The organism is Pectobacterium wasabiae CFBP 3304, from assembly GCF_001742185.1.
Taxonomy (GTDB): domain Bacteria; phylum Pseudomonadota; class Gammaproteobacteria; order Enterobacterales; family Enterobacteriaceae; genus Pectobacterium; species Pectobacterium wasabiae.
Genome location: NZ_CP015750.1, coordinates 4,621,487 through 4,641,738 on the forward strand (window position 1 = coordinate 4,621,487; position 20,252 = coordinate 4,641,738).

Sequence of the window (20,252 nt, forward strand, 5' to 3'; positions counted from 1 at the left end):
CAATGGCACAGTCTCAGCCAGTCGAGGTACTGCTGCGTCCACCCGTAGAACTCTATACCGTTGCGGTTTGTGCCGGAGCCGCATTGCTGTGCCTGACGGCACCATGGTCTCTCGCGTTGAGTCCGGACATAGGCATCGGCAGCGCACTGGCCTTCGGGATTTTTGGCACACTGCGCTGGCGCGATGCGCAGGTGATCCTGCGCTACCGACGCAATATCCGTCGCCTGCCACGTTACGTGATGACCAGCCGCGACATGCCAGTCAGCCAACAACGCTTGTTCATTGGCAAAGGATTCCGTTGGGAGCAGAAACACACTCACCGGTTGATGCAAACCTACCGACCTGAGTTCAGGCGTTATGTCGAGCCGACATCCGCCTACCAGTTGGCCCGACGTCTGGAGGAGCGGCTGGAGTTCGCACCATTCCTATTATCGCAACTACCCCGTCTTACGACCTGGAATATGCCGCTCAATCCGGTACGGCCATTACCGCCCGTTGGCGGCTTACCGCGTCTGCATGGCATTGAGCCTGACGAGGTGGACGTCAGCCTGCCCCTAGGTGAGCGTGTCGGCCACTCCCTGGTACTGGGCACCACGCGCGTAGGCAAAACGCGGCTGGCTGAATTATTCATCACCCAGGATATTCGTCGAAAGAATCACCTGGGCGAGCACGAAGTGGTCATTGTTTTCGACCCTAAAGGCGACGCGGATCTACTCAAGAGAATGTTCGTCGAGGCCAGACGTGCAGGCAGAGAGAATGCGTTCTACGTGTTTCATCTGGGGTGGCCGGAGATCAGCGCTCGTTACAACGCGGTGGGACGTTTTGGTCGCATCAGCGAAGTCGCGACCCGCATCGCAGGGCAGCTTTCCGGAGAGGGTAACTCTGCTGCATTCAGAGAATTTGCCTGGAGATTCGTCAATGTGATTGCACGCGCATTGATCGAGCTGGGGCAACGACCGGACTACCTGCTGATCCAGCGCCATGTCATCAATATCGACGCGTTGTTCATCGAGTACGCCCAACACTACTTCGCCCGCACAGAACCGAAAGCCTGGGAGGTCATCGTCCAGATTGAAGCCAAGCTCAACGAGAAGAACATTCCCAGGAACATGATCGGTCGCGAAAAGCGCGTGGTCGCCCTTGAACAATACCTCAGTCAGGCCCGCAACTACGATCCCGTACTGGACGGACTGAGATCAGCGGTTCGCTACGACAAAACGTACTTTGACAAGATCGTCGCCAGCCTGCTGCCTCTGCTTGAAAAACTCACCAGCGGCAAAATCGCCCAGTTGCTGGCACCGAACTACTCGGATCTGAGCGATCCCAGGCCGATTTTCGACTGGATGCAGATCATCAGGAAACGCGCGGTCGTCTACGTCGGACTCGATGCGCTCTCCGATGCCGAAGTCGCCGCTGCGGTGGGCAACTCGATGTTCAGCGATATGGTCTCGATGGCCGGACACATCTATAAATTCGGCATCGACGATGGCCTGCCCGGTGCATCGGCTGACACCAAAGTACCAATCAATGTTCATGCCGATGAATTCAATGAACTGATGGGCGACGAATTCATCCCGATGATCAACAAAGGCGGCGGTGCCGGCATCCAGGTCACCGCTTACACTCAGACACTGAGCGATATTGAAGCCCGCATCGGCAATCGCGCCAAAGCCGGTCAAGTCGTCGGCAATTTCAACAACCTGTTCATGCTGCGCGTGCGCGAGACAGCCACCGCCGAACTGCTCACAAAACAGTTGCCCAAGGTGGAGGTCTACACGACGACAGTGGTCAGCGGCGCGACAGACAGCTCCGACATCCACGCCAAAACCGACTTCACCAGCAACACACAGGATCGCATCAGCATGTCGAGCGTGCCGATGATTGAGCCGTCCCATGTGGTTCAACTTCCGAAAGGGCAATGCTTTGCTCTGCTTCAAGGCGGCAACCTGTGGAAAGTCCGCATGCCCCTGCCCGCCCCCGATCCAGATGAAATCATGCCGACGGATCTTCAGCAATTGGCAGGTTACATGCGTCAAAGCTACACCGATACCGGTCAATGGTGGCAGAACCAAGGCTCGCCTACGCTACAGGAGCAAGCGCTACCGCCTGAACTGCTTGATGAGGATGCCGACCATATTATCGACGAGAGTAAAGCGCCATGAGCGATCCAGCGGCCACGGCACAACATCAGCAGACACGCCGGAAAAGCCTGCTGGCCAGTTTCATCACCTTGCCATTCAGGTTAGTGGGTGTGCTGATTGGCTCATTGCTGATTTCAATCATCGTGGAATGCGCTGGAATGCATCTTTTCTGGAAAGACCAGGGCTGGCAACACTCGCAGGCGATGCTGCAGTACGAATTGGGACACCTGTCGAATAACTTTATCCGCAGCGTCATCGTGCAGGAGCCGGGCCGCACGGCACACCAGATTGTCGATACCGGATATGAATGGATGTTCGTCAAAACCGGACTGCTTGAGCGCATGAAGCAGACCGCCGAGCGTGCGCGTGTTCCCAGCCAGATACCCAGACGCGACTTCCGCTACTTTGTGAGCCAAGTCTATGTATGGTCGGAAAACTATTTGATCGCCGCAGCCTTCACCACGCTGACGTTCATGGTGCGCTTGCTGGTGCTGGTACTGACATTGCCGCTCATTGTCATGGCTGTGTTTGTGGGCCTGGTTGATGGCCTGGTACGGCGTGATGTGCGCAGGTTTGGCGCGGGCCGGGAATCAGGCTTTGTTTACCACAGGGCAAAGGCCGCGTTACTGCCGCTGGCTGTGCTGCCCTGGGTAACCTATCTGGCACTGCCGGTATCGGTTCATCCGCTGATGATTCTGCTGCCCGGCGCTGCATTGCTGGGCGTTGCTGTGGCGCTGACAGCGAGTAGTTTCAAGAAATATTTGTGAGGACGGCAAAAGAACCAGTGCAGGTGCTATCGCAACGAAAAATACCTTATTCGTCTTAAATTAAGACTGCTCGATCAACCCTCGTTGCGAACGTGTAATAGGTCCTGCCCCTCAATAGACAAGCCCCTACGTCCAACCGGACAAACACGACACAGCAAACGGCAGAGCCAAGCCAGCCAAAAGGGTTTGGCTGGCAATTATTCCGGCCATAAGTGGGGCATCCCCTCCAAGTTGGCGCGCCATGATGTATGACGAAGAGGCAGTGGGTAGCGTCTGAAAGAGCAAGGCAGCCACAGCGGCCGGTCCTTGCAGGTCCAAGGCATAGCAAGCACCCAGAGTTGCCAATGGCATGAGAACAAACTTTGCCAGGGATGAAAGCAACACTGGACACACCCATTTTCGAACCGAGGAGAAGTCCAAGGCTGCCCCGACGCATAGCAAGCCCAGAGGCAGGGAAGCCTGCCCCAATGCTTTAAGAGCAGGTTCAATGCCACCCGGCAGCCCCCAGCCTGTTACCTGCAGGATGATACCAATGAGGCACGCTGCCACTAGGGGATTGCTCATGAGTTGCTGTATTATGCTTTTCACAGAAAAGAAACCACGATTGCAGTAGCGCGCAAAAACGAGCACACACAGAATATTGACCGTTGGCACAATCGCCGCATTGGCGACCGCTGCCAGCGCGATCCCCTGGGCTCCGAACAGCCCTGCTGCGACCGATACGCCCACATAGTTATTGAATCGCACTCCTCCTTGGAACACGGAAGTGAAAGCGGGGTCAGTCACTGGCAGCCACCGGCGAAAAATCACTATAAGACTTGCCACAGCCACGGTCGACAGCACCAGGGAGCTCACCATTGTCAGCACAGGCAATCCAGACAGGTCCGCCGTCGCCAATCCATGAAGAAAGAGTGAGGGTAATAAGATGTAGTAACCCAGTCGCTCTGCCTGCGGCCAAAACGTTTCCGCGATGAATTCATACCGCCGAACTCCTGCCCCAAGCGTAATCAGTAGGGCAATCGGTACCAAAGCCAGCAACATGGAGGCAATCATTTCATTTCCGATTCGTCAAGGAAACGCCCACTGCGGACAATGCGCCGCCGATCAGCATGGAAATGAGAATTGGCTCCTGAAGCAATCCAGCCGATAACAACACGCCGAAGGCAGGAACGAGATTGGTGAATACCGCAGCCCTTGATGGGCCTACCGCCTTGATTCCCTGGTAATACCAAATAAACGCGACCACCGTTCCCACTGCACCGAGGTAAAAAATAGAGGCCCAAACAGACCAACCTAGGGAAAGCCATTGAATCGAGCTCATTTCTTTTACTGAGGCCATAAGAAGGAAAAATAACCCCCACAAGGTGGCATAGGTTGTTGCGGCAACGGGCGAAAGAGACTCCATCGCCTTTCGTGAAATTAATGTATAGGCAGCCCAGCTTAGTACGGCACACGACATGAGCATTTCCCCGATCCCAAATGACCGACTGATGTCGTGTAAAGCGCCTAGAAAGTCGCCCCGCGTAATCACTATCATTGCCCCAGCCAAAGCTATACCGATACCAAGCCATCTCTTCGCACCAAGACGCTCTCTGAATATAAAACTGGCAGCAATAGCAGTCACAATTGGATTTAGGCTAACAAACAATGCGGTTCGCCCAGCGGGAATCTGTGCCAAGGCACCAAAGAAAAAAACGCTGTATAGAAATATTCCTGTCAACCCCAGCATCGCTGTCGTAAGCATTTGGGAACGATTCAGGCGGGGTAATCCACCTTCTAACTTTAATGACAGCAGAAGCAGCAGCACAGCGGCAACAAGGAAACGACAGAAAGCCGCAGTCATAAGAGGCATAGACAGGGCCAGCACCCGACCCGCTATGAAGGTCCCCCCCCAGAAAAATGCAACCAAGGTCAACTTGGCCCCCAACATGGGACTTAAGGAGGGCCGCTCTGCAGTCGGCGAAGTAGTGGCTGTTGAAGTAGTCATGGGAGAATCCGTAGTTTATTGTTTTGTCACTGGTCTCAAATGCTATTACTCATTTAATATAATAGTAAAATGAGCAATAACTCATGACAAAATAGGATTATTAATGACCTTCACTCAACTGGAAATATTTGCCCTTGTGGCGAAACTTGGCAGTTTCACGGCAGCCGCAGGGGAACTGGGTATAAGTCAGTCGGCGGTTTCCCATGCTGTCAAAAATTTGGAGAAAGAATGGGGTCTGACATTGCTTACACGAGGACAGGCAACTATCGAAGTCACCACCGTAGGCCAAGGTATTCTAGTCAGAGCACGGGAGATTCTTAGTATTTCAGAAGCCATGCACCAAGAGATATCCGCTATTCGAGGAGTCAATCAGGGCATACTAAGAATCGGCTCACTTGGCATATCATCATCATTGCAGTTACTTCCTAAAATTCTCCAAAAATTCAATGAAATTTACCCAGGAATTGACGTTCTGGTAGAAGAAGGAACAGATAGCGAAGTTAATCAATGGATAACCGAACGGCATGTGGACATAGGTTTTGTTGTTCTGCCCAGTGACCACTTTGATACTATTTCACTGGTGGAGGATCAGTTTGTGGCGTTGGTGCCTACTGATCATACGCTGGCTAAGCGCCAGGCCATTCACTTATCAGACCTGTGCAAAATACCATTTATCATGACCCTTGCCGGTAGTGGGAGATATGTCGAGGAAATTTTCTCCGCAGGAAACTTTCACCCAATGATCAAGCACAAATACTCCCAAATAATCACTATTGTAAAAATGGTGGAAAGTGGCGCGGGTGTTTCAATCGTTGCAGACCTTGCCGTTCCAGCTCAGATTATGGCCTTATGCCCTGGAGTAGTAAAACGGCCGCTAACCCCCAAAGCAAGAAGGTTTATTGGCTTGGCTGTTCCCAACAAAAATCAGGCCAGCCCAGCAGCAAATGCCTTTTTGAAAGTAGCAAAATCTATTTTGAGATAATAAAAAAGAAAACCAGCACTTCTACCTCCTATTTACTAAGGCAATTAATGCTGGTGCAGGAGCTACTCGATTGAGACGCTACACTACATTTATGTTTATAAAGATAACACTACCACCGCATTACTTAGCGCCCACTAGTGAGCATGGCAGAAATCTGTAGGGCCAGCCATGCGATCCACAATTGCAGTCCCACACAGAAGGTCGGATCATCATACGTGAGCCTCCTGCTGGTTGCTTCCTGACTTGCCCATCCCCTATTAAATCGCTAGTGATGACCGACACGGTACAGACGACGGGTTACCCGCACAGCGATGTTCTTGTCGATCATGTGCTTTAGAATAGCTCAGCCATCGTCTCTGACATGGCATTCCCTCCAGTTATGATCATGCCAAAAGATACGTGCATGTTACAGACAGAAATGTCTACATGAGATGGAAGAAATATCTACCTGCAGGTGAAAACTTGTGTGATCTGGAGTGTTACTGCTTTTTCCACCAATATGGACACTATTCAGTTCTCATTGTTTGCAGACCTGCCCCCCCTACATCGTCACGATCACTCCATTGTTGATCTAACGAGGATATAGCGCGATGGCACTGTCAATCCATCCCTGCTCTTTGCGCTGCGGCGCACCGTTGCTACTCGCTGCCCTACTAGTGAGTATCCCGCTGACAACTCAGGCCGACACACCAGCACAACGTCAGGAACTGGCTACTGCGCTAAGGCAACTCGACGCACTGGAACGCCTCGTCGTGCAGAGCGCATCCAGAACACCCGCAGAGCCAAGCGAACGCTATCACTTCGACTACCCAAGGCTACGCGATGACCTTGCTCGCATACGCATCGGTATCCAGGCTCATCTCACACCATCCCGCGCCCAGCCGCGCGACCCTACCGAGCTGAATGGTAACTACCGCCAGGAATCGACAGCAAAACACGGTGGCACCTTCCTGAAGGACCAGCCATGACTGCCGCACAAATCAACGCCTTCCAAGCCAATAGCGGTATTACACCTGCGGCAATGTCCGCCGTTTTCATCGGCGTCGTATTCGCAGTACTGCTGCTTTGGGGCGCGTGGGCCATCCGAACCGCCTACGTCGGCTGGGCAGAAAACCAGCTCAACCAGCGTCAGTTCCTTGGTGTCATCGTACGCTTTCTCGCGATGTACCTAGTGCTGACGTTTTTCCTGCTCTCGTAACCAGAAAGGGGCAACCCCATATGAAACACCTCCTCTCTCCCGCTCGTCTCGCACAACATGCAGTACTGGCCATGGATCTTGCTACCTTACCTGCGCTGTCTTTCGCCCAGGGGTTGCCGCAACTGGAAAACCCGTCTCGGGGCACAGGTGGCGGCATTATGGAAACCATTCGCAATTACGGCTACGACATCGTTCTGCTGGTGGCGTTGCTGGTGGTCGCAAGCATGTTCATCGGCGTGTGCTATCACGCCTACGGCACCTACGCCGAAATCCACAACGGCAAGAAAACCTGGGGCCAATTCGGCCTGACAGTCGCCGTTGGGGCAGTGCTGCTAGTGATCGGCATCTGGCTGCTCACCGAAGCCACCGGCATTTTGTAAGAGGTACTGGGCATGTCAGAGCCTCAACATGTCCGTACGGACGGCACCATCACGTTCCTGCCACATCGGCTTAATCGACATCCGGTGGTGGTACGCGGCCTGACGGCTGATGAGTTGTGGATCTGCTGCGGCCTGTCCGGTTGCACCGGGCTGATTATCGGCGTGCCGCTGTCCTGGTTACTTTCAACCATCGCTCTGGCACCGACCTGCATTGTGCTGGGCATCGCCTGCGGCGTGTTCATCGGTGGCGGCTTCCTGCGACGACAGAAACGCGGCCGGCCTGATACCTGGCTGTACCGTCAGTTGCAATGGCACATAACGACTCGCTACCCGCTGCTCACAGGCTGGGTTGGCGGACACCTGCTGATCACGCGTTCAGGCTCCTGGTCGAATAGAAGGACAACGCGATGAGCCGATTCAAGAACGAAGTCACGCATCTACAAGCGCACATCAAGACCCTTCGCATAGGTGCCAGCGCATTACTGCTGGTGGCACTGGTCATGGGTGCCGGTTGGTGGAACGCACCGCGCGATCTGACGATCCATGTCCCCCCTGATCTGCGTTCGGGGAGTTCCCGGGCCTGGTGGGAAGTGCCCCCCGAATCGGTCTATGCCTTCACCTTCTATGTGTTCCAGCAACTCAACCGCTGGCCGACTAACGGAGAAGAGGACTACACGCGCAACCTCCATGCACTATCACCGTATTTCACCCCGGCATGTCGCGCCTTTCTGCAGGCAGATTACGACTATCGCCGCAGCACGGGCGAACTGCGGCAACGTGTACGCGGCGTCTACGAAATTCCCGGTCGCGGCTATGGCGATAACCCTACAGCACGGGTACGCGTGGTCTCTGACCGCGATTGGGTCGTCACACTCGACCTCAGCGCCGACGAGTACCACGGCCCGGAGCAGGTCAAACGCGCTCTGGTGCGCTATCCAGTGAAAGTCACACGTGCAGATATCGATCCAGCCCGTAACCCGTTCGGTCTCATGCTCGACTGCTATGACGGTGCACCGCAGCGCATCGCAGCCCCGGCACAGGAAGCCCCCAGTCGTGGCGGCCTGGGCACACAAGGAGAAACCCCATGAAACATCGTCGTCTCTGTCTCATCTGGCTGGGGCTGATGGCCTTGGTACAGACTCCTGCGCTCCATGCCGTGGAAATCCTGCGCTGGGAGCGGCTGCCACTTGCCGTGCCACTTTATGTTGGGCAGGAACGCATTGTGTTCGTAGATCGCAATGTCCGTGTCGGCGTCCCGGCCAGCATCGGCGACCGTCTGCGTGTACAGAGCGCGGGTGGAGCCATCTACCTGCGTGCCAGCGAGCCTATCGAACCCACCCGATTGCAGTTGCAGGACGCCGACAGCGGTGCGCTGCTCCTGCTCGACATTGCGGCCACACCAGCCAAAGACGGCGAGCCAGCACTTGAGCCGATACGCATCGTTGAGGGTAATGCCACCCCACCCCACTATGGTCAGCCGCCAGACAACGCAACCCGCGCCCCCACGACAGACCATGCCAGGCCGGCGCAACGTGAAACACCTGTGGCCGTGGTACTCACACGTTACGCCGCACAAAGCCTGTACGCGCCATTACGCACCCTAGAGCCTGTGCCCGGCATAATGCGCATCAGCCTGCACCGCGACCTGCCACTGGATACGCTGCTGCCGACACTGCCTGTAGAGGCAAAAGCGCTGGCCTCATGGCGATTGGAAGATCAGTGGGTCACTGCCGTGCGACTGACACATACAGGCAATGGCTGGATTGAACTCGATCCACGCGCACTACAAGGTGATTTCCTCACCGCCACTTTCCAGCATACGGCGCTCGGCCCACGCGGCTCTCCCGAAGACACCACGGTACTGTATCTGGTTACCCGCAAGCATGGACTGCCGCAGTCGCTACTGCCTACCATCCAGCGCTTTGATCCTGCCATGCACTTGCCTACCACCACGCCCCCGACAACGGAGGTACACCATGCGCAGTAACGGTCTGTTGAAATGGCTGATGATCCCCGTCGCACTGCTGGTACTGTTCGTTGGCATCCGCCTGTTCTCTGGTGGCGGCACACAGTCCCCTGCCACGGCAGAAACGGGCAGCCAGCTCACCCCGGAGGAAATGAAGGCATTGGGCATCGAAGGTGACACCCCACGCGATACTGTCGCGACGCTGGTGGCCCAGGTTCGGCAACTGCGCACTGAGCTACAAACCGCCACCACCGACAACCGGGCACAACGAGAAGAAAACCAGCGTCTGCGTCAACGTGAAAGTGCCATTGACCAGCGTATCAGTACCACACTGGAATCCGAGCGGGCCAGCCTTCGCCGCGACCAGGAGCAACTCAACAACGAGCGCCAACAAACTGAGGGCCTGCTGGCAGATTTGCAACGGCGGCTGGACAGTATCGGCAACGCCGGTCACGGCGACCTGCCAGTCGGCCTTGGCCTGCGAGACGGGGATGTTGAAGGATTCAGCGACGAGACCACGATCCGCTGGGTAGAGCCTGACGATGCCAGACAAACTGATGGCCGTCATGGCAACACTGCGCTGAACTTTCCGACACGTTTCGGGCCCGCCCAGAAGACGCTGGACACCACGGTCGAAAGCGTCACCAGTACCCGTACAAACGCGACCGGAGCCAACCCCGCCAGGGCCGTCTACACCGTACCCACCAATTCAACACTGATGGGTTCAGTCGCGATGACAGCCTTGATTGGCCGCGTACCGATCGATGGCACCGTCAATGACCCCTACCCCTTCAAAGTCTTGGTCGGCCCCGACAATCTGACGGCCAACGGCATCGATATCCCCGATGTGGCTGGCGCTGTGTTCAGTGGCACCGCGTCCGGCGACTGGACGCTCTCATGCGTCAGGGGACAGGTACGCTCAATCACCTTCGTTTTCCACGACGGCACCATCCGCACAATTCCGGAAGACAGCGAACGCAGTAATCAGCAAAGCAATGACCAGAACGGTCTCGGGTGGATCAGTGACCCCTACGGTATCCCGTGCGTGTCCGGCGAGCGCCGCAGCAATGCCCAGCAGTATCTCGGTACACAGGCTTTGATCACCGCAGCAGGCGCAGGCGCGGCATCCCTCATCGATTCGGACAGCGGTCAGATGTCCTACGCCAGTGCCGACGGCTCCATCGGCACCGTGGGCATCAGCAGCAACGAGGCTGTGGGCCGCATTCTCGCCGGCGGCGTACGCGACATGTCGGACTGGGTCAACAAGCTCTATGGACAGGCCTTCGCAGCAGTCTATGTGAAGCCAGGCGCACACGTCGCCGTTCACCTCGAAAAACCGCTCGCCATTGACTACGACACCGAAGGCCGCAAGGTCGACCATCGTACAGGAGAAAGCCATGCGCTCGAACTGGACTAAACCGCTGACAATCATGCTATCCGTGACCGTATTGACCGGCTGCGCCACGAGCAAGGAAGACTTGTTACCCCATGGGGGGCGAACCATGCAGGACATCTGGCAGCAAGAGAGCGGCAATACGGGGCGAGTGGGACAGATGGTCTATCGCCAACTGCTCGATGCCCGTCAGAGCTTGCGCCGTCCACTCAGCCATGCGGATGGGCAAGCTGCTCCTGCAGAACAGGCACACTACACGCGTACCGCCGCCAATGAAGTACGCAGCCAGTTTCAGCGACTGCCCAACCCCGACCTGCTGATGTATGTGTTCCCGCATCTGGCGGGGACGGACCCGGTTCCTGTACCGGGTTACACCACCATCTTCCCCCTCTACCAGCGTGTGCAATACGCGATGCCGGGCGAACGTACGGAGGATTACTGATGGTCTGGTCGCTTCCCTGGCGCAAACCCACTGTGCCGACCAAAGGCGAACAGCCGGACGGCTGGCAGCGCCACATCGATACACTACAGCAGGCAGGCATTCCCGAACCCGGTACCAGCGTAAGGGGGAGCCGCCCCGCCACCCAGGCCGATGAGCAGGCCTTGTACGAGGTTGCCCCGTCGTTTGTCGCGTTGCTGCCCTGGGTCGAATATTTGCCCGAATCACAAAGTATGCTGCTGGAGGATGGTGTCTCAGTCGCCGCCTTCTTTGAACTGACTCCACTGGGTACAGAAGGCCGTGAGCCGGTCTGGCTGGCTCAGGCACGGGATGCGCTGGAAAACGCGCTGCAGGACAGCTTCGACGAGCTCGACGACAATCCCTGGGTACTGCAACTCTACGCTCAGGACGAGACCAACTTTGATCAGTACCTGCAGACCCTCAAGGGCTACATCCAGCCACGTGCGCAGCGCTCACACTTTACCGAATTCTATCTGCATTCGATGGCCCATCACCTGCGCGCAGTAGCAAAGCCGGGAGGCCTGTTCGAGGATACGACGGTCACGCGTCTGCCCTGGCGAGGGCAAACTCGACGGGTACGCATGGTCGTCTATCGCCGCACCGCAGGCAGCACGACGCGACGTGGTCTGATGCCCGAACAGGCTTTGAATGTGGTTTGTGAACGCCTGAGCGGTGGTCTGGCCAACGCAGGTATCCGCGCACAGCGTCTGGACGCACCGCACATCCACAACTGGCTGCTGCGCTGGTTCAACCCACACCCCACGCTGCTGGGCCCCAGCGCCGAAGACCGCGAACGCTTCTACCAGTTGACCGCCTACCCGGACACCCACGACGTCAACGAAATCGAGCTGGCCTCTGGGTGCGATTTCAGCCAGAGACTGTTCTTCGGCCAGCCACGTTCAGATACGGCCCGGGGCGAGTGGTACTTTGACGGCATGCCGCATCGGGTGATGACGACCGACCGCCTGCGCACACCGCCCAGTGTGGGTCATATGACAGGCGAGAATCGTAAAGGCGACGCCATCAACACCTTGTTCGACCAGATGCCGGAAGACACGATGATGTGCCTGACTCTGGTTGCCACACCACAAGACGTACTCGAAGCACACCTGAATCATCTGGCAAAGAAAGCCGTTGGCGAAACGCTGGCCTCCGAACAAACCCTGGCGGATGTGCAAGAGGCGCGCTCACTGATCGGCAGTTCCCACAAACTATACCGTGCCAGCCTGGCCTTTTACCTGCGTGGCCGGCATGAAGAAGAACTCGACAGCCGGGGGCTGCAACTGGCCAACGTGATGCTGGGCGCAGGCCTGCAGCCGGTACGCGAAGAGGACGAGGTCGCGCCGCTCAACACCTATCTGCGCTGGCTGCCGTGTATGTACAACCCGGCGCAGGACCGCAAACAGTGGTACACACAACTGATGTTCGCCCAGCATGTGGCCAACCTCTCACCGACCTGGGGACGTAGCAGGGGTACAGGTCACCCGGGGATCACTGTCTTCAATCGTGGAGGCGGCTTGATCACGTTTGATCCCTTCAACCGCCTGGATCGGCAGATGAACGCGCACCTTTTCCTGTTCGGCCCTACCGGATCGGGCAAGAGCGCCACCCTCAACAACCTGCTCAATCAGGTCACCGCCATCTATCGTCCACGGATCTTCATTGTGGAGGCTGGCAATTCCTTCGGGCTGTTCTGCGAGTTCGCCCGGCGTTTGGGGCTGACTGTCAACCGTGTCAAGCTCGCTCCAGGTGCTGGCGTCAGTCTCGCACCGTTCGCCGATGCCCGCAGACTAATCGAAACACCCAGCGATGTACAAACACTCGATGCTGATGAACTCGATGACGAGCCACAGCGCAAGGAAGCCGAGGCCGACGAACAACGCGATGTGCTGGGCGAACTGGAGATCACGGCACGCCTGATGATCACGGGGGGTGAAGACAAGGAAGAAGCCCGCATGACCCGCGCCGATCGCTCGTTGATCCGCCAATGCATTCTGGACGCCGCTCAGCGCTGCGTCGCTGCCAACCGTACCGTGCTGACCCGCGATGTGCGCGATGCGCTACGTGAACGGGGTCATGACACCACGTTGCCAGAAATCCGGCGTGCCCGTTTGCTGGAGATGGCCGACGCAATGGATATGTTCTGCCAGGGCAGCGATGGTGAAATGTTCGACCGCGACGGCACCCCCTGGCCCGAGGCCGACATCACCCTGGTCGACCTGGCAACCTATGCACGCGAAGGCTACAACGCACAACTGTCGATCGCCTATATCTCGCTGATCAATACCGTCAACAACATCGCCGAGCGCGACCAGTTCCTGGGCCGCCCTATCCTCAACGTGACGGACGAAGGTCATATCATCACCAAAAACCCCTTGCTCTCGCCCTACGTCGTGAAGGTCACGAAAATGTGGCGCAAACTTGGGGCATGGTTCTGGCTCGCAACGCAGAACATCGACGATCTGCCAAAGGCCGCAGAACCGATGCTCAACATGATCGAGTGGTGGATTTGCCTGTCGATGCCGCCCGACGAAGTCGAGAAAATCGCACGATTCAGGGAGCTGACACCCGCGCAGAAAGCGTTGATGCTGTCCGCACGCAAAGAATCCGGAAAATTCACCGAAGGCGTCATCCTCTCCAAGAGCCTGGAAGTGCTCTTCCGTGCCGTACCGCCCAGCCTCTATCTCGCCTTGGCGCAGACCGAGCCCGAGGAAAAAGCCGAACGCTACCAACTAATGCAGCAGTTCGGGATTGGCGAGCTGGATGCCGCGTTCAAAGTGGCCGAAATGATTGATCATGCGCGTGGTATCACGCCCCTTGTGCAGAGGTGATCAGCGGAGCACTCAGCATCGCCTGATAAAGGATTTCAACGGTTTCGGATTGTTGCTCTACTCAGCTACCTGTTCATGTTCAACTCAAGCATCAATATGCACAACATTCAGCCGGGAACTTCAATGAAAACAACATCTGCTATCCACACCACGAATACTTAACGCCCCCTGAATTGTCTGCTGGTGTCGCCAGCAACAAGCCCAGGTAGCCAACAGTCTTCGAGGCTACGGCACGACACCCGCCGTGCTGACTGTATCCCGTTCCGCTTCGCATCAATTACGCGGATATCCGCCAGCTTCAGGCGGAGGATGCACTTTCCATCACATTGGGGGAACCGTCCTCCAGGAACGGCACCTCCATTTGTTCAAGGAGGCAAATAATGTCTACATCTGTTGTTCTCAAAAACAGCGCCAGATTATTCAACATACTGGACGCTCAGCACGAAGACTGGATTATCGCCCGCGCTATGGAAATCGTGGAACGTAGGATGTTCCGTGGCGGCCAGACACTACAAAACTCGGCTGCCACTATGGATTTTCTTCGTACCAGACTGGCACAGGAGCCTAACGAGGTCTTCTCCGCACTGTTTATGGATAACCAAAACAGAGTCATCGCCTATGAAGAGTTGTTCAAGGGTACGGTAAACAGCACGTCAGTGTATCCCCGTGTCGTGTTATCCAGAGCACTGGCGCACAATGCCGCAGCTATCATCTTCGCACATAATCATCCATCAGGACTCACTGAACCCAGTAATGCAGACAAGTTCATTACTTCCCGCCTGAAAGGAGTACTGGACGCTGTTGACGTGCGCATGTTGGATCATGTCATTGTCGGTCAGGGGCGGCCCTTTTCCTTTGCTGAAATGGGGCTACTTTGACCATCCTGTTCTTCATGGCATCGAATGGTCCCTTTAGGACAACTCGATGCCTTTTTGCTTATTCTTCCCTAAAACCGGAGATCAGCTCTTCCCGATTGTTTGTCGTTTCCTGACGCAGATTGGAGTGGACTACCGCCATGATCAATTTCGTGGTGCTCCGATATGCTGTCTCCCGCTCTCACCTCTTCCCTCTGGCGGCATACGATTGCCGCTGGCTTTCTCATTGTGTTGCTGGCTTCACCAGCACAGGCCACAGAGGTTCTGGCCGTCACTGACACTCGACACCCGATGCAAAACCTGGGCAATACCCAGCTCATCGAGCTGGACCGCCCCTCCCGCATCGAAGCTGAGCTAGCAGCCAACCTCCCCCAAGACCCCGTCCGCGCTGCCATCATCGTGCAACAACGCCTGAAAGAAGGCGGCACAGCTCTGCAGCAACGCATCAACGAAGCCTATCAGGATGTTGTCAATGCCTGGAGCTTGGGCATTACCACCCTTCCGGCCGTCATTGTCGCTCAACGCTATGTGGTTTATGGCGAACCTGACGTCGCCAAAGCAGTGGCGCGTATCAACACATACAGGAAGGCTCAGCCATGAGACTCCCCCACCGTCTGCGCGTCAGCCTTGCCACCGTTTTGCTCACGGCAGCCAGTTCCTCGTTTTCCCTCAACACCGCTGCCATCATCTCCTCATCATTATCCCCTGATTGCCTGGAATACCGGGTCACCGGGATCTGCTACTGGCTGCTTTGTACCAAATTCGGATGTACGGTTCGTACCTCCGTCAAAGTCAGGCACTACGTCCCCGACGCCGTGGTGTCGAGCTACGGCAACACTGGCGAGAATCCATGGCTTGAAGTACGCGCCATGAGCCAAACCAACACCACGGCCCGGAGCGGTGGTGACGGCACCAGCAACCATGGCAGCGAGAACAACCTATCCAGGTTCCGTAACGCAGACGTGATCGGCCATCCCGGCGGCCAGGTGTTCAGTCAGTTTGCATCATCATCAGGCACCATCTGCGACGGTGCTGGCACCGCCTTCATGCCGTACCTGTTGAGCACACTCGATACCATCGCATGGCGCTACAACATCCCTGAATCGGTGTACCCCGAGGCACTGATCCCCGGTATGCGCGAGATCGGCGCACGCACCGCACTGAACCTGTGGGGCAACGTCTATCCGCGCGGCGGTTTCCTGCACCAGGTGGACAGCTACAAGGCCAGCGCCGTGGTCGCCCAGCGGGTAGGCGATATCGTGACCCGCCGAGGGCAACTGCACGTATACCAACCCCTGCTCGCCAATGCACGCGACGGTTACTGGCCGGCAGGCGCACTGATGGAAAGCGATGCTGCAACCGGCAAATGGCAAGAATTGGCTCCTCGCCCCTCCTATTCCTGCACGGTCTTCCCACACAACGGAACACGCACTCAGGCACAGCAAGACAACTATGCCTGGGCACTCTGGCGACCCTATAGCTGCTGCCAGCGACGCGGCCAGACCTTTCTCGGCAGCGTGGATTTCAACTGAGGACATGATGATGAAACGTCTCGACCCGAAAGCATTTTCAATTCTTGCACCGCGCCAGTGGCAACACACGCTATGGGTTGCTGCACTGACGCTGAGCAGTGGCCTGGCTCTGGCACAGGACGGAGGCTTCCAGAACAGCGGAGCCGTCATTGGTGATGAAGTGATGTACTCCATCGGCGGCGGTAACGCCGTATCAATGAGCGGTGCGGCCGGCATGCGCTCGATTGGTGTCGGTGTAGGCTGGAACAGCAACCTGATCTGCGGTGACATGAACATCAGTACCACCATCCAGAATCAGCTCAATGGGCTGACCAACGGCTTTCAGAACATCATGGGTAACGTGATCCAGAGCGCCACCAGCGCCGTCGCCTCGTTGCCCGCACTGATCATCCAGCGGGCCGATCCGGGCCTCTATAACCTGCTGACCAATGGCGTTCTGCAAGCCCGACTCGACTTTGATCGCTCCAAACTCACCTGCCGAGCGATGGCTGAAAAAATGGCAGACACCGCAGGCGGCCAGCTCGGCTGGAGCCAGATCGCCGAAGGCATGGCGCTGCGCCAGGCCGTCGCCAGCAGCGACGCTGTTTCAGCCATTGAACTGGCCGAAAAAAACCGGGGTAACGACGGCGTACCGTGGGTGGGTGGCAGCAATGCCGGCGGTACAGGTCAGCGCTCAATCAAGGTCGTCGGGGACGTAACCCGTGCAGGCTACAACCTGGTCAATGGCCGTGGGGTAACCGACACCGCCCCCATCGACCCGGCAAATTGCCAAAGCCTGTCCTGCCAGACGTGGGCATCCCCCCAGCAAGCCATCGACTTTGCCACGCGTGTGCTGGGCGAACAGGAACAACGCACCTGCGAAGGCTGCACCAAGACCGAGACCTTGCCTGGCGTCGGATTGACCCCGGTCATCCAGGACGAATACGACACCAAACTGGAAGCGCTGCAAGAGCTGGTCAGCGGAGCACGCAACACCACGTTCGAGAACCTTCGCAAGGCTGGCAGCACTTCACTGCCCATCACCCGTGGCGTGATCGAGGCACTGCGTGACGAACCTGATCAAGACATCCTGGCCCGACGTCTGGCCTCCGAAGTCGCGCTGGCATCGGTACTGGAAAAAGCCCTGCTGCTGCAACGTACGCTACTGACCGGCAGGAAAGAGCCAAACGTCGCCGCCAACCAATTGGCAGTCGCCGCCGTCGATCAGGAAAGCAACACGCTTGACCGCGAGATCCTCAATCTCAAAACCGAGCTTGAACTACGCCGCGAACTCGCCAACAACTCGCCGATGGCCATCATCCAGCGCCACAGCGCACGCGCGGCAGGCTCACGCGGCATTTATGAAGGTGATCCCGTACCTAACCGTCTTGACCAGTTGCAACGCCCCAACCCCGGAGGCACGCCATGAGTCTTGCCTGGTTGCGATCACACCGTCTGTTCCGTTGGCGTACCGTCAGAGTCCTCCTGTGGACGGTGGCGTTGCTGATCATCACCGTCACAGCCAACGTCCTGGGCATCTACTTCGCTGGCAGCATCGCTGGCTGGGAACACTGGCTGGCCGATGCAGCCAGCTATTTTCTGTTGTGGCGTCTGTGCCTGTACGGGGCCACCGTTTATGGCTGGCTGTGGATGCGCCGCCGCCTGCTCCTGCGCGATACCCGCTCCGACGCCCGGCGCAGGCTCATTCGTGCCGAGATTTCCGGTATCGCCGCACTGCTGGTACTGGAATTCAGCCTGTTGGTACAGGACGTATAGGGGATATAACCATGACGCTTTTCACCACCGATTATCTGGAGTATTACCTGACCCTAGTGAGCTGGGTCGTCCACAACGGTATTTGGGCAGTATTGGTTTCCAGCGGTGTGTTCGTCCTCCCCTTCGTGGCCATCATCATCGACGAGTGGCTGAGATCCCGTACCGAGGGTGCCGACGAAGGCAACAAGGGCATTCTGTCTTCAATGCGCATTGAAAACCGGGTATGGGTGGCGATCGTGGTGGTGATGTTCGCCGGTATTCCGTTCATTGATGTTGACCTCAACACGATCAGGTACGATCAGGCGCGTTCGGCACAGTGCCAGATCAGCGTGCCACAGCCCGAAGACACGGGCTGGTCGCAATCCTTCAGCACCCTCAACAACCAGAGTGCAAAAGTGCCAGTATGGTGGGCCTTCATGCATGCGCTCTCACGCGCGATCACGGGTGCCTCGGTGTCGGCTATCCCATGCGGCACCGACCTGCGACAAATGCGGATGGAGATCAATGCCACCCGTATTGATGATCCCCTACTGGCTCAGGAAGTCGCAGACTTTACCCACGACTGCTACGGCCCTGCACGCGCCAAACTGTTCATGAGCCGTCCTGATCTTGATGAAGCACAAATGCACGACGTGACCTGGATCGGCTCGACCTATTTTGTCAGCACCGGCGGCTTCTATGACACCTACCGCGCCAAGACACCACGTGAGGGCTGGGCTTACGACAGCAATCGTGACGCTGGACTGGCTCAGGTGCCAAGCGGTGCGGGCTACCCAAGTTGCCGACAGTGGTGGAGTGATGGTGGCAACGGTTTACGCGCGCGCCTGCTGGCACAGGTCGATCCCAGTCTACTCAGTCGCATCGCCAACTGGGTGGGATTCATCAGCCGAGCAGAGGTAGATGACTCCGTCATCAGGGCGCTTGCTTCTCCCCGCCAGCAAAAACTCAACCAAGGCAATGTCTACACAGACTATGGCGGTCAAATCGACAAAACCTTACCGAATATCGTCACACGTGCTGCAGGAGACATCGGCATGACCATTGGAGGGATCGCCGCATTCCCGGCATTGGACGTCGTACGCCAGGCACTGCCGATGGTGCTTGCACTACTGAAGATGGCGCTGGTGATCTGTATCCCTCTGGTGCTCCTGGTCGGCACCTACGACCTGAAGACCGTTGTCACGCTCAGCATCGTGCAATTTGCGCTGTTCTTTGTGGATTTCTGGTTCCAGCTTGCACGCTGGCTCGACAGTACGATCCTCGATGCGCTTTACGGATGGGGATGGGGCTGGAATCGGCCGCATAACAATGTTGATCCGCTTGTAGGCATGCACAATACCTTCGGCGACATGTTGCTGAACTTCGTTATGGGCTCGATGTTCATTGTACTACCCACATTCTGGATCATGGCGTTGGCTTGGGCAGGCATCCGCGCCGGCAATGTTCTTCAAGGGCTTGCGGGAGCGACCAGTGATGTCAAAACAGCAGGAGGCAAAGGGGGTGGCATGGCACTTAAATCCGTATCGAAAAAATAAGCTCTTTTAATCGTCGTCAATATGCGGATCAATACGAAAGCCATCGTAGGTATACAGCCCGAATCCTGCAGGGCCGTTACGCCACTCTGGCTTTGGAGGCTCATCGCCGAACCCAGCAGCATTAGCCATCAGGGCAGCAGCGACAACAAAAATAAGCAAGAGAGCCAACCAGAATGCCACATAAAGCAATAGTCCCAGAAGAGCCAGTTTGATAATCCACAGCAGAGTAAACACACCCTTCGCAGACATTCCCTGATCGACAAGCCAGCATGATATCTGTTGCTCACAACGCACATAGCCACGCCAGCCTTTGCCAAGCCAACGGCCAAAGCGTTCTGCAATACTGTTATGGCTCGTGCTATTCATGGTCATCATTTGCCTGCATCACCTGTTTGTACCGAAAGCCCACCTTACAGCGATTGATACGCGATGTGGTTATAGAAATCGCCT

The 20,252-nt window shown here is 56.7% G+C and carries 21 protein-coding genes; 18 read left to right on the forward strand and 3 right to left on the reverse strand.

The features are described from left to right. The first annotated feature begins 2 nt into the window (after positions 1 to 2). Both traD and A7983_RS21000 read left to right on the forward strand, forming a co-directional pair. Positions 3 to 2,162: a type IV conjugative transfer system coupling protein TraD gene (traD, locus tag A7983_RS20995; RefSeq protein ID WP_005966966.1), complete on the forward strand. Its 2,160-nt coding sequence runs from the start codon at positions 3 to 5 to the stop codon at positions 2,160 to 2,162. Continuing rightward, positions 2,159 to 2,908, forward strand: coding sequence for a TIGR03747 family integrating conjugative element membrane protein (locus A7983_RS21000; protein ID WP_005966968.1), 750 nt, complete (start codon positions 2,159 to 2,161; stop codon positions 2,906 to 2,908). The genes traD and A7983_RS21000 overlap by 4 nt, the downstream gene beginning before the upstream one ends. A gap of 126 nt (positions 2,909 to 3,034) precedes the next feature. Here the strand turns inward: A7983_RS21000 and A7983_RS21005 are convergent, their stop codons facing one another. Continuing rightward, positions 3,035 to 3,961 (reverse strand): AEC family transporter, encoded by a 927-nt coding sequence (locus A7983_RS21005; RefSeq protein WP_005966970.1) that lies wholly within the window; start codon positions 3,959 to 3,961, stop codon positions 3,035 to 3,037. A 1-nt stretch (position 3,962) separates the two neighbouring features. Beyond that, positions 3,963 to 4,895: a DMT family transporter gene (locus A7983_RS21010; protein WP_005966972.1), complete on the reverse strand. Its 933-nt coding sequence runs from the start codon at positions 4,893 to 4,895 to the stop codon at positions 3,963 to 3,965. Between the two features lie 103 nt (positions 4,896 to 4,998). Between A7983_RS21010 and A7983_RS21015 the strand changes: the two genes are divergently transcribed. The 16 genes from A7983_RS21015 (at position 4,999) to A7983_RS21090 (ending at position 19,802) form a co-directional block, all read left to right on the forward strand. Next, a complete protein-coding gene (locus tag A7983_RS21015) occupies positions 4,999 to 5,877 on the forward strand; it encodes a LysR family transcriptional regulator (protein WP_005966974.1) in 879 nt (292 codons plus the stop codon). A 590-nt stretch (positions 5,878 to 6,467) separates the two neighbouring features. Then, a complete protein-coding gene (locus A7983_RS21020) occupies positions 6,468 to 6,845 on the forward strand; it encodes an integrative conjugative element protein, RAQPRD family (RefSeq protein ID WP_005966976.1) in 378 nt (125 codons plus the stop codon). Next, positions 6,842 to 7,075, forward strand: coding sequence for a TIGR03758 family integrating conjugative element protein (locus A7983_RS21025; RefSeq protein WP_005966978.1), 234 nt, complete (start codon positions 6,842 to 6,844; stop codon positions 7,073 to 7,075). Before A7983_RS21020 ends, A7983_RS21025 begins: the two co-directional genes overlap by 4 nt. 20 nt (positions 7,076 to 7,095) lie before the next feature. Next, entirely contained in the window at positions 7,096 to 7,455 is a 360-nt protein-coding gene (locus tag A7983_RS21030) for a TIGR03745 family integrating conjugative element membrane protein (protein ID WP_005966979.1), read from the forward strand. A 12-nt stretch (positions 7,456 to 7,467) separates the two neighbouring features. Continuing rightward, complete coding sequence (locus A7983_RS21035; RefSeq protein ID WP_005966980.1) at positions 7,468 to 7,866, forward strand: TIGR03750 family conjugal transfer protein; 399 nt, start codon at positions 7,468 to 7,470, stop codon at positions 7,864 to 7,866. Then, positions 7,863 to 8,543: a PFL_4703 family integrating conjugative element protein gene (locus tag A7983_RS21040; RefSeq protein ID WP_005966982.1), complete on the forward strand. Its 681-nt coding sequence runs from the start codon at positions 7,863 to 7,865 to the stop codon at positions 8,541 to 8,543. The genes A7983_RS21035 and A7983_RS21040 overlap by 4 nt, the downstream gene beginning before the upstream one ends. Further along, entirely contained in the window at positions 8,540 to 9,442 is a 903-nt protein-coding gene (locus A7983_RS21045) for a TIGR03749 family integrating conjugative element protein (protein ID WP_005966984.1), read from the forward strand. The genes A7983_RS21040 and A7983_RS21045 overlap by 4 nt, the downstream gene beginning before the upstream one ends. After that, positions 9,432 to 10,838, forward strand: a complete 1,407-nt coding sequence (locus A7983_RS21050; RefSeq protein ID WP_005966986.1) for a TIGR03752 family integrating conjugative element protein — start codon at positions 9,432 to 9,434, stop codon at positions 10,836 to 10,838. The genes A7983_RS21045 and A7983_RS21050 overlap by 11 nt, the downstream gene beginning before the upstream one ends. Continuing rightward, on the forward strand, positions 10,819 to 11,256 hold the full coding sequence (locus tag A7983_RS21055; protein ID WP_005966989.1) for a TIGR03751 family conjugal transfer lipoprotein: 438 nt from the start codon (positions 10,819 to 10,821) through the stop codon (positions 11,254 to 11,256). The genes A7983_RS21050 and A7983_RS21055 overlap by 20 nt, the downstream gene beginning before the upstream one ends. After that, positions 11,256 to 14,105 (forward strand): conjugative transfer ATPase, encoded by a 2,850-nt coding sequence (locus A7983_RS21060; RefSeq protein ID WP_005966992.1) that lies wholly within the window; start codon positions 11,256 to 11,258, stop codon positions 14,103 to 14,105. The genes A7983_RS21055 and A7983_RS21060 overlap by 1 nt, the downstream gene beginning before the upstream one ends. Positions 14,106 to 14,485: 380 nt before the next feature. Next, on the forward strand, positions 14,486 to 14,983 hold the full coding sequence (gene radC, locus A7983_RS21065) for a RadC family protein (RefSeq protein WP_005966994.1): 498 nt from the start codon (positions 14,486 to 14,488) through the stop codon (positions 14,981 to 14,983). Between the two features lie 162 nt (positions 14,984 to 15,145). Then, complete coding sequence (locus tag A7983_RS21070; protein ID WP_005966996.1) at positions 15,146 to 15,580, forward strand: TIGR03757 family integrating conjugative element protein; 435 nt, start codon at positions 15,146 to 15,148, stop codon at positions 15,578 to 15,580. Further along, entirely contained in the window at positions 15,577 to 16,512 is a 936-nt protein-coding gene (locus tag A7983_RS21075) for a TIGR03756 family integrating conjugative element protein (protein ID WP_005966998.1), read from the forward strand. Before A7983_RS21070 ends, A7983_RS21075 begins: the two co-directional genes overlap by 4 nt. Before the next feature lie 4 nt (positions 16,513 to 16,516). Then, complete coding sequence (locus A7983_RS21080; RefSeq protein ID WP_456107099.1) at positions 16,517 to 17,920, forward strand: integrating conjugative element protein; 1,404 nt, start codon at positions 16,517 to 16,519, stop codon at positions 17,918 to 17,920. After that, on the forward strand, positions 17,917 to 18,267 hold the full coding sequence (locus A7983_RS21085; RefSeq protein ID WP_005967002.1) for a hypothetical protein: 351 nt from the start codon (positions 17,917 to 17,919) through the stop codon (positions 18,265 to 18,267). Before A7983_RS21080 ends, A7983_RS21085 begins: the two co-directional genes overlap by 4 nt. Before the next feature lie 11 nt (positions 18,268 to 18,278). After that, positions 18,279 to 19,802, forward strand: coding sequence for a conjugal transfer protein TraG N-terminal domain-containing protein (locus tag A7983_RS21090; RefSeq protein ID WP_005967004.1), 1,524 nt, complete (start codon positions 18,279 to 18,281; stop codon positions 19,800 to 19,802). A 6-nt stretch (positions 19,803 to 19,808) separates the two neighbouring features. Here A7983_RS21090 and A7983_RS21095 read toward each other — a convergent pair whose 3' ends face one another. Continuing rightward, the gene (locus tag A7983_RS21095) at positions 19,809 to 20,177 is read right to left on the reverse strand and encodes a DUF3742 family protein (protein WP_456107100.1); all 369 of its coding nucleotides are present in this window, start codon (positions 20,175 to 20,177) and stop codon (positions 19,809 to 19,811) included. Positions 20,178 to 20,252 lie beyond the last annotated feature (75 nt).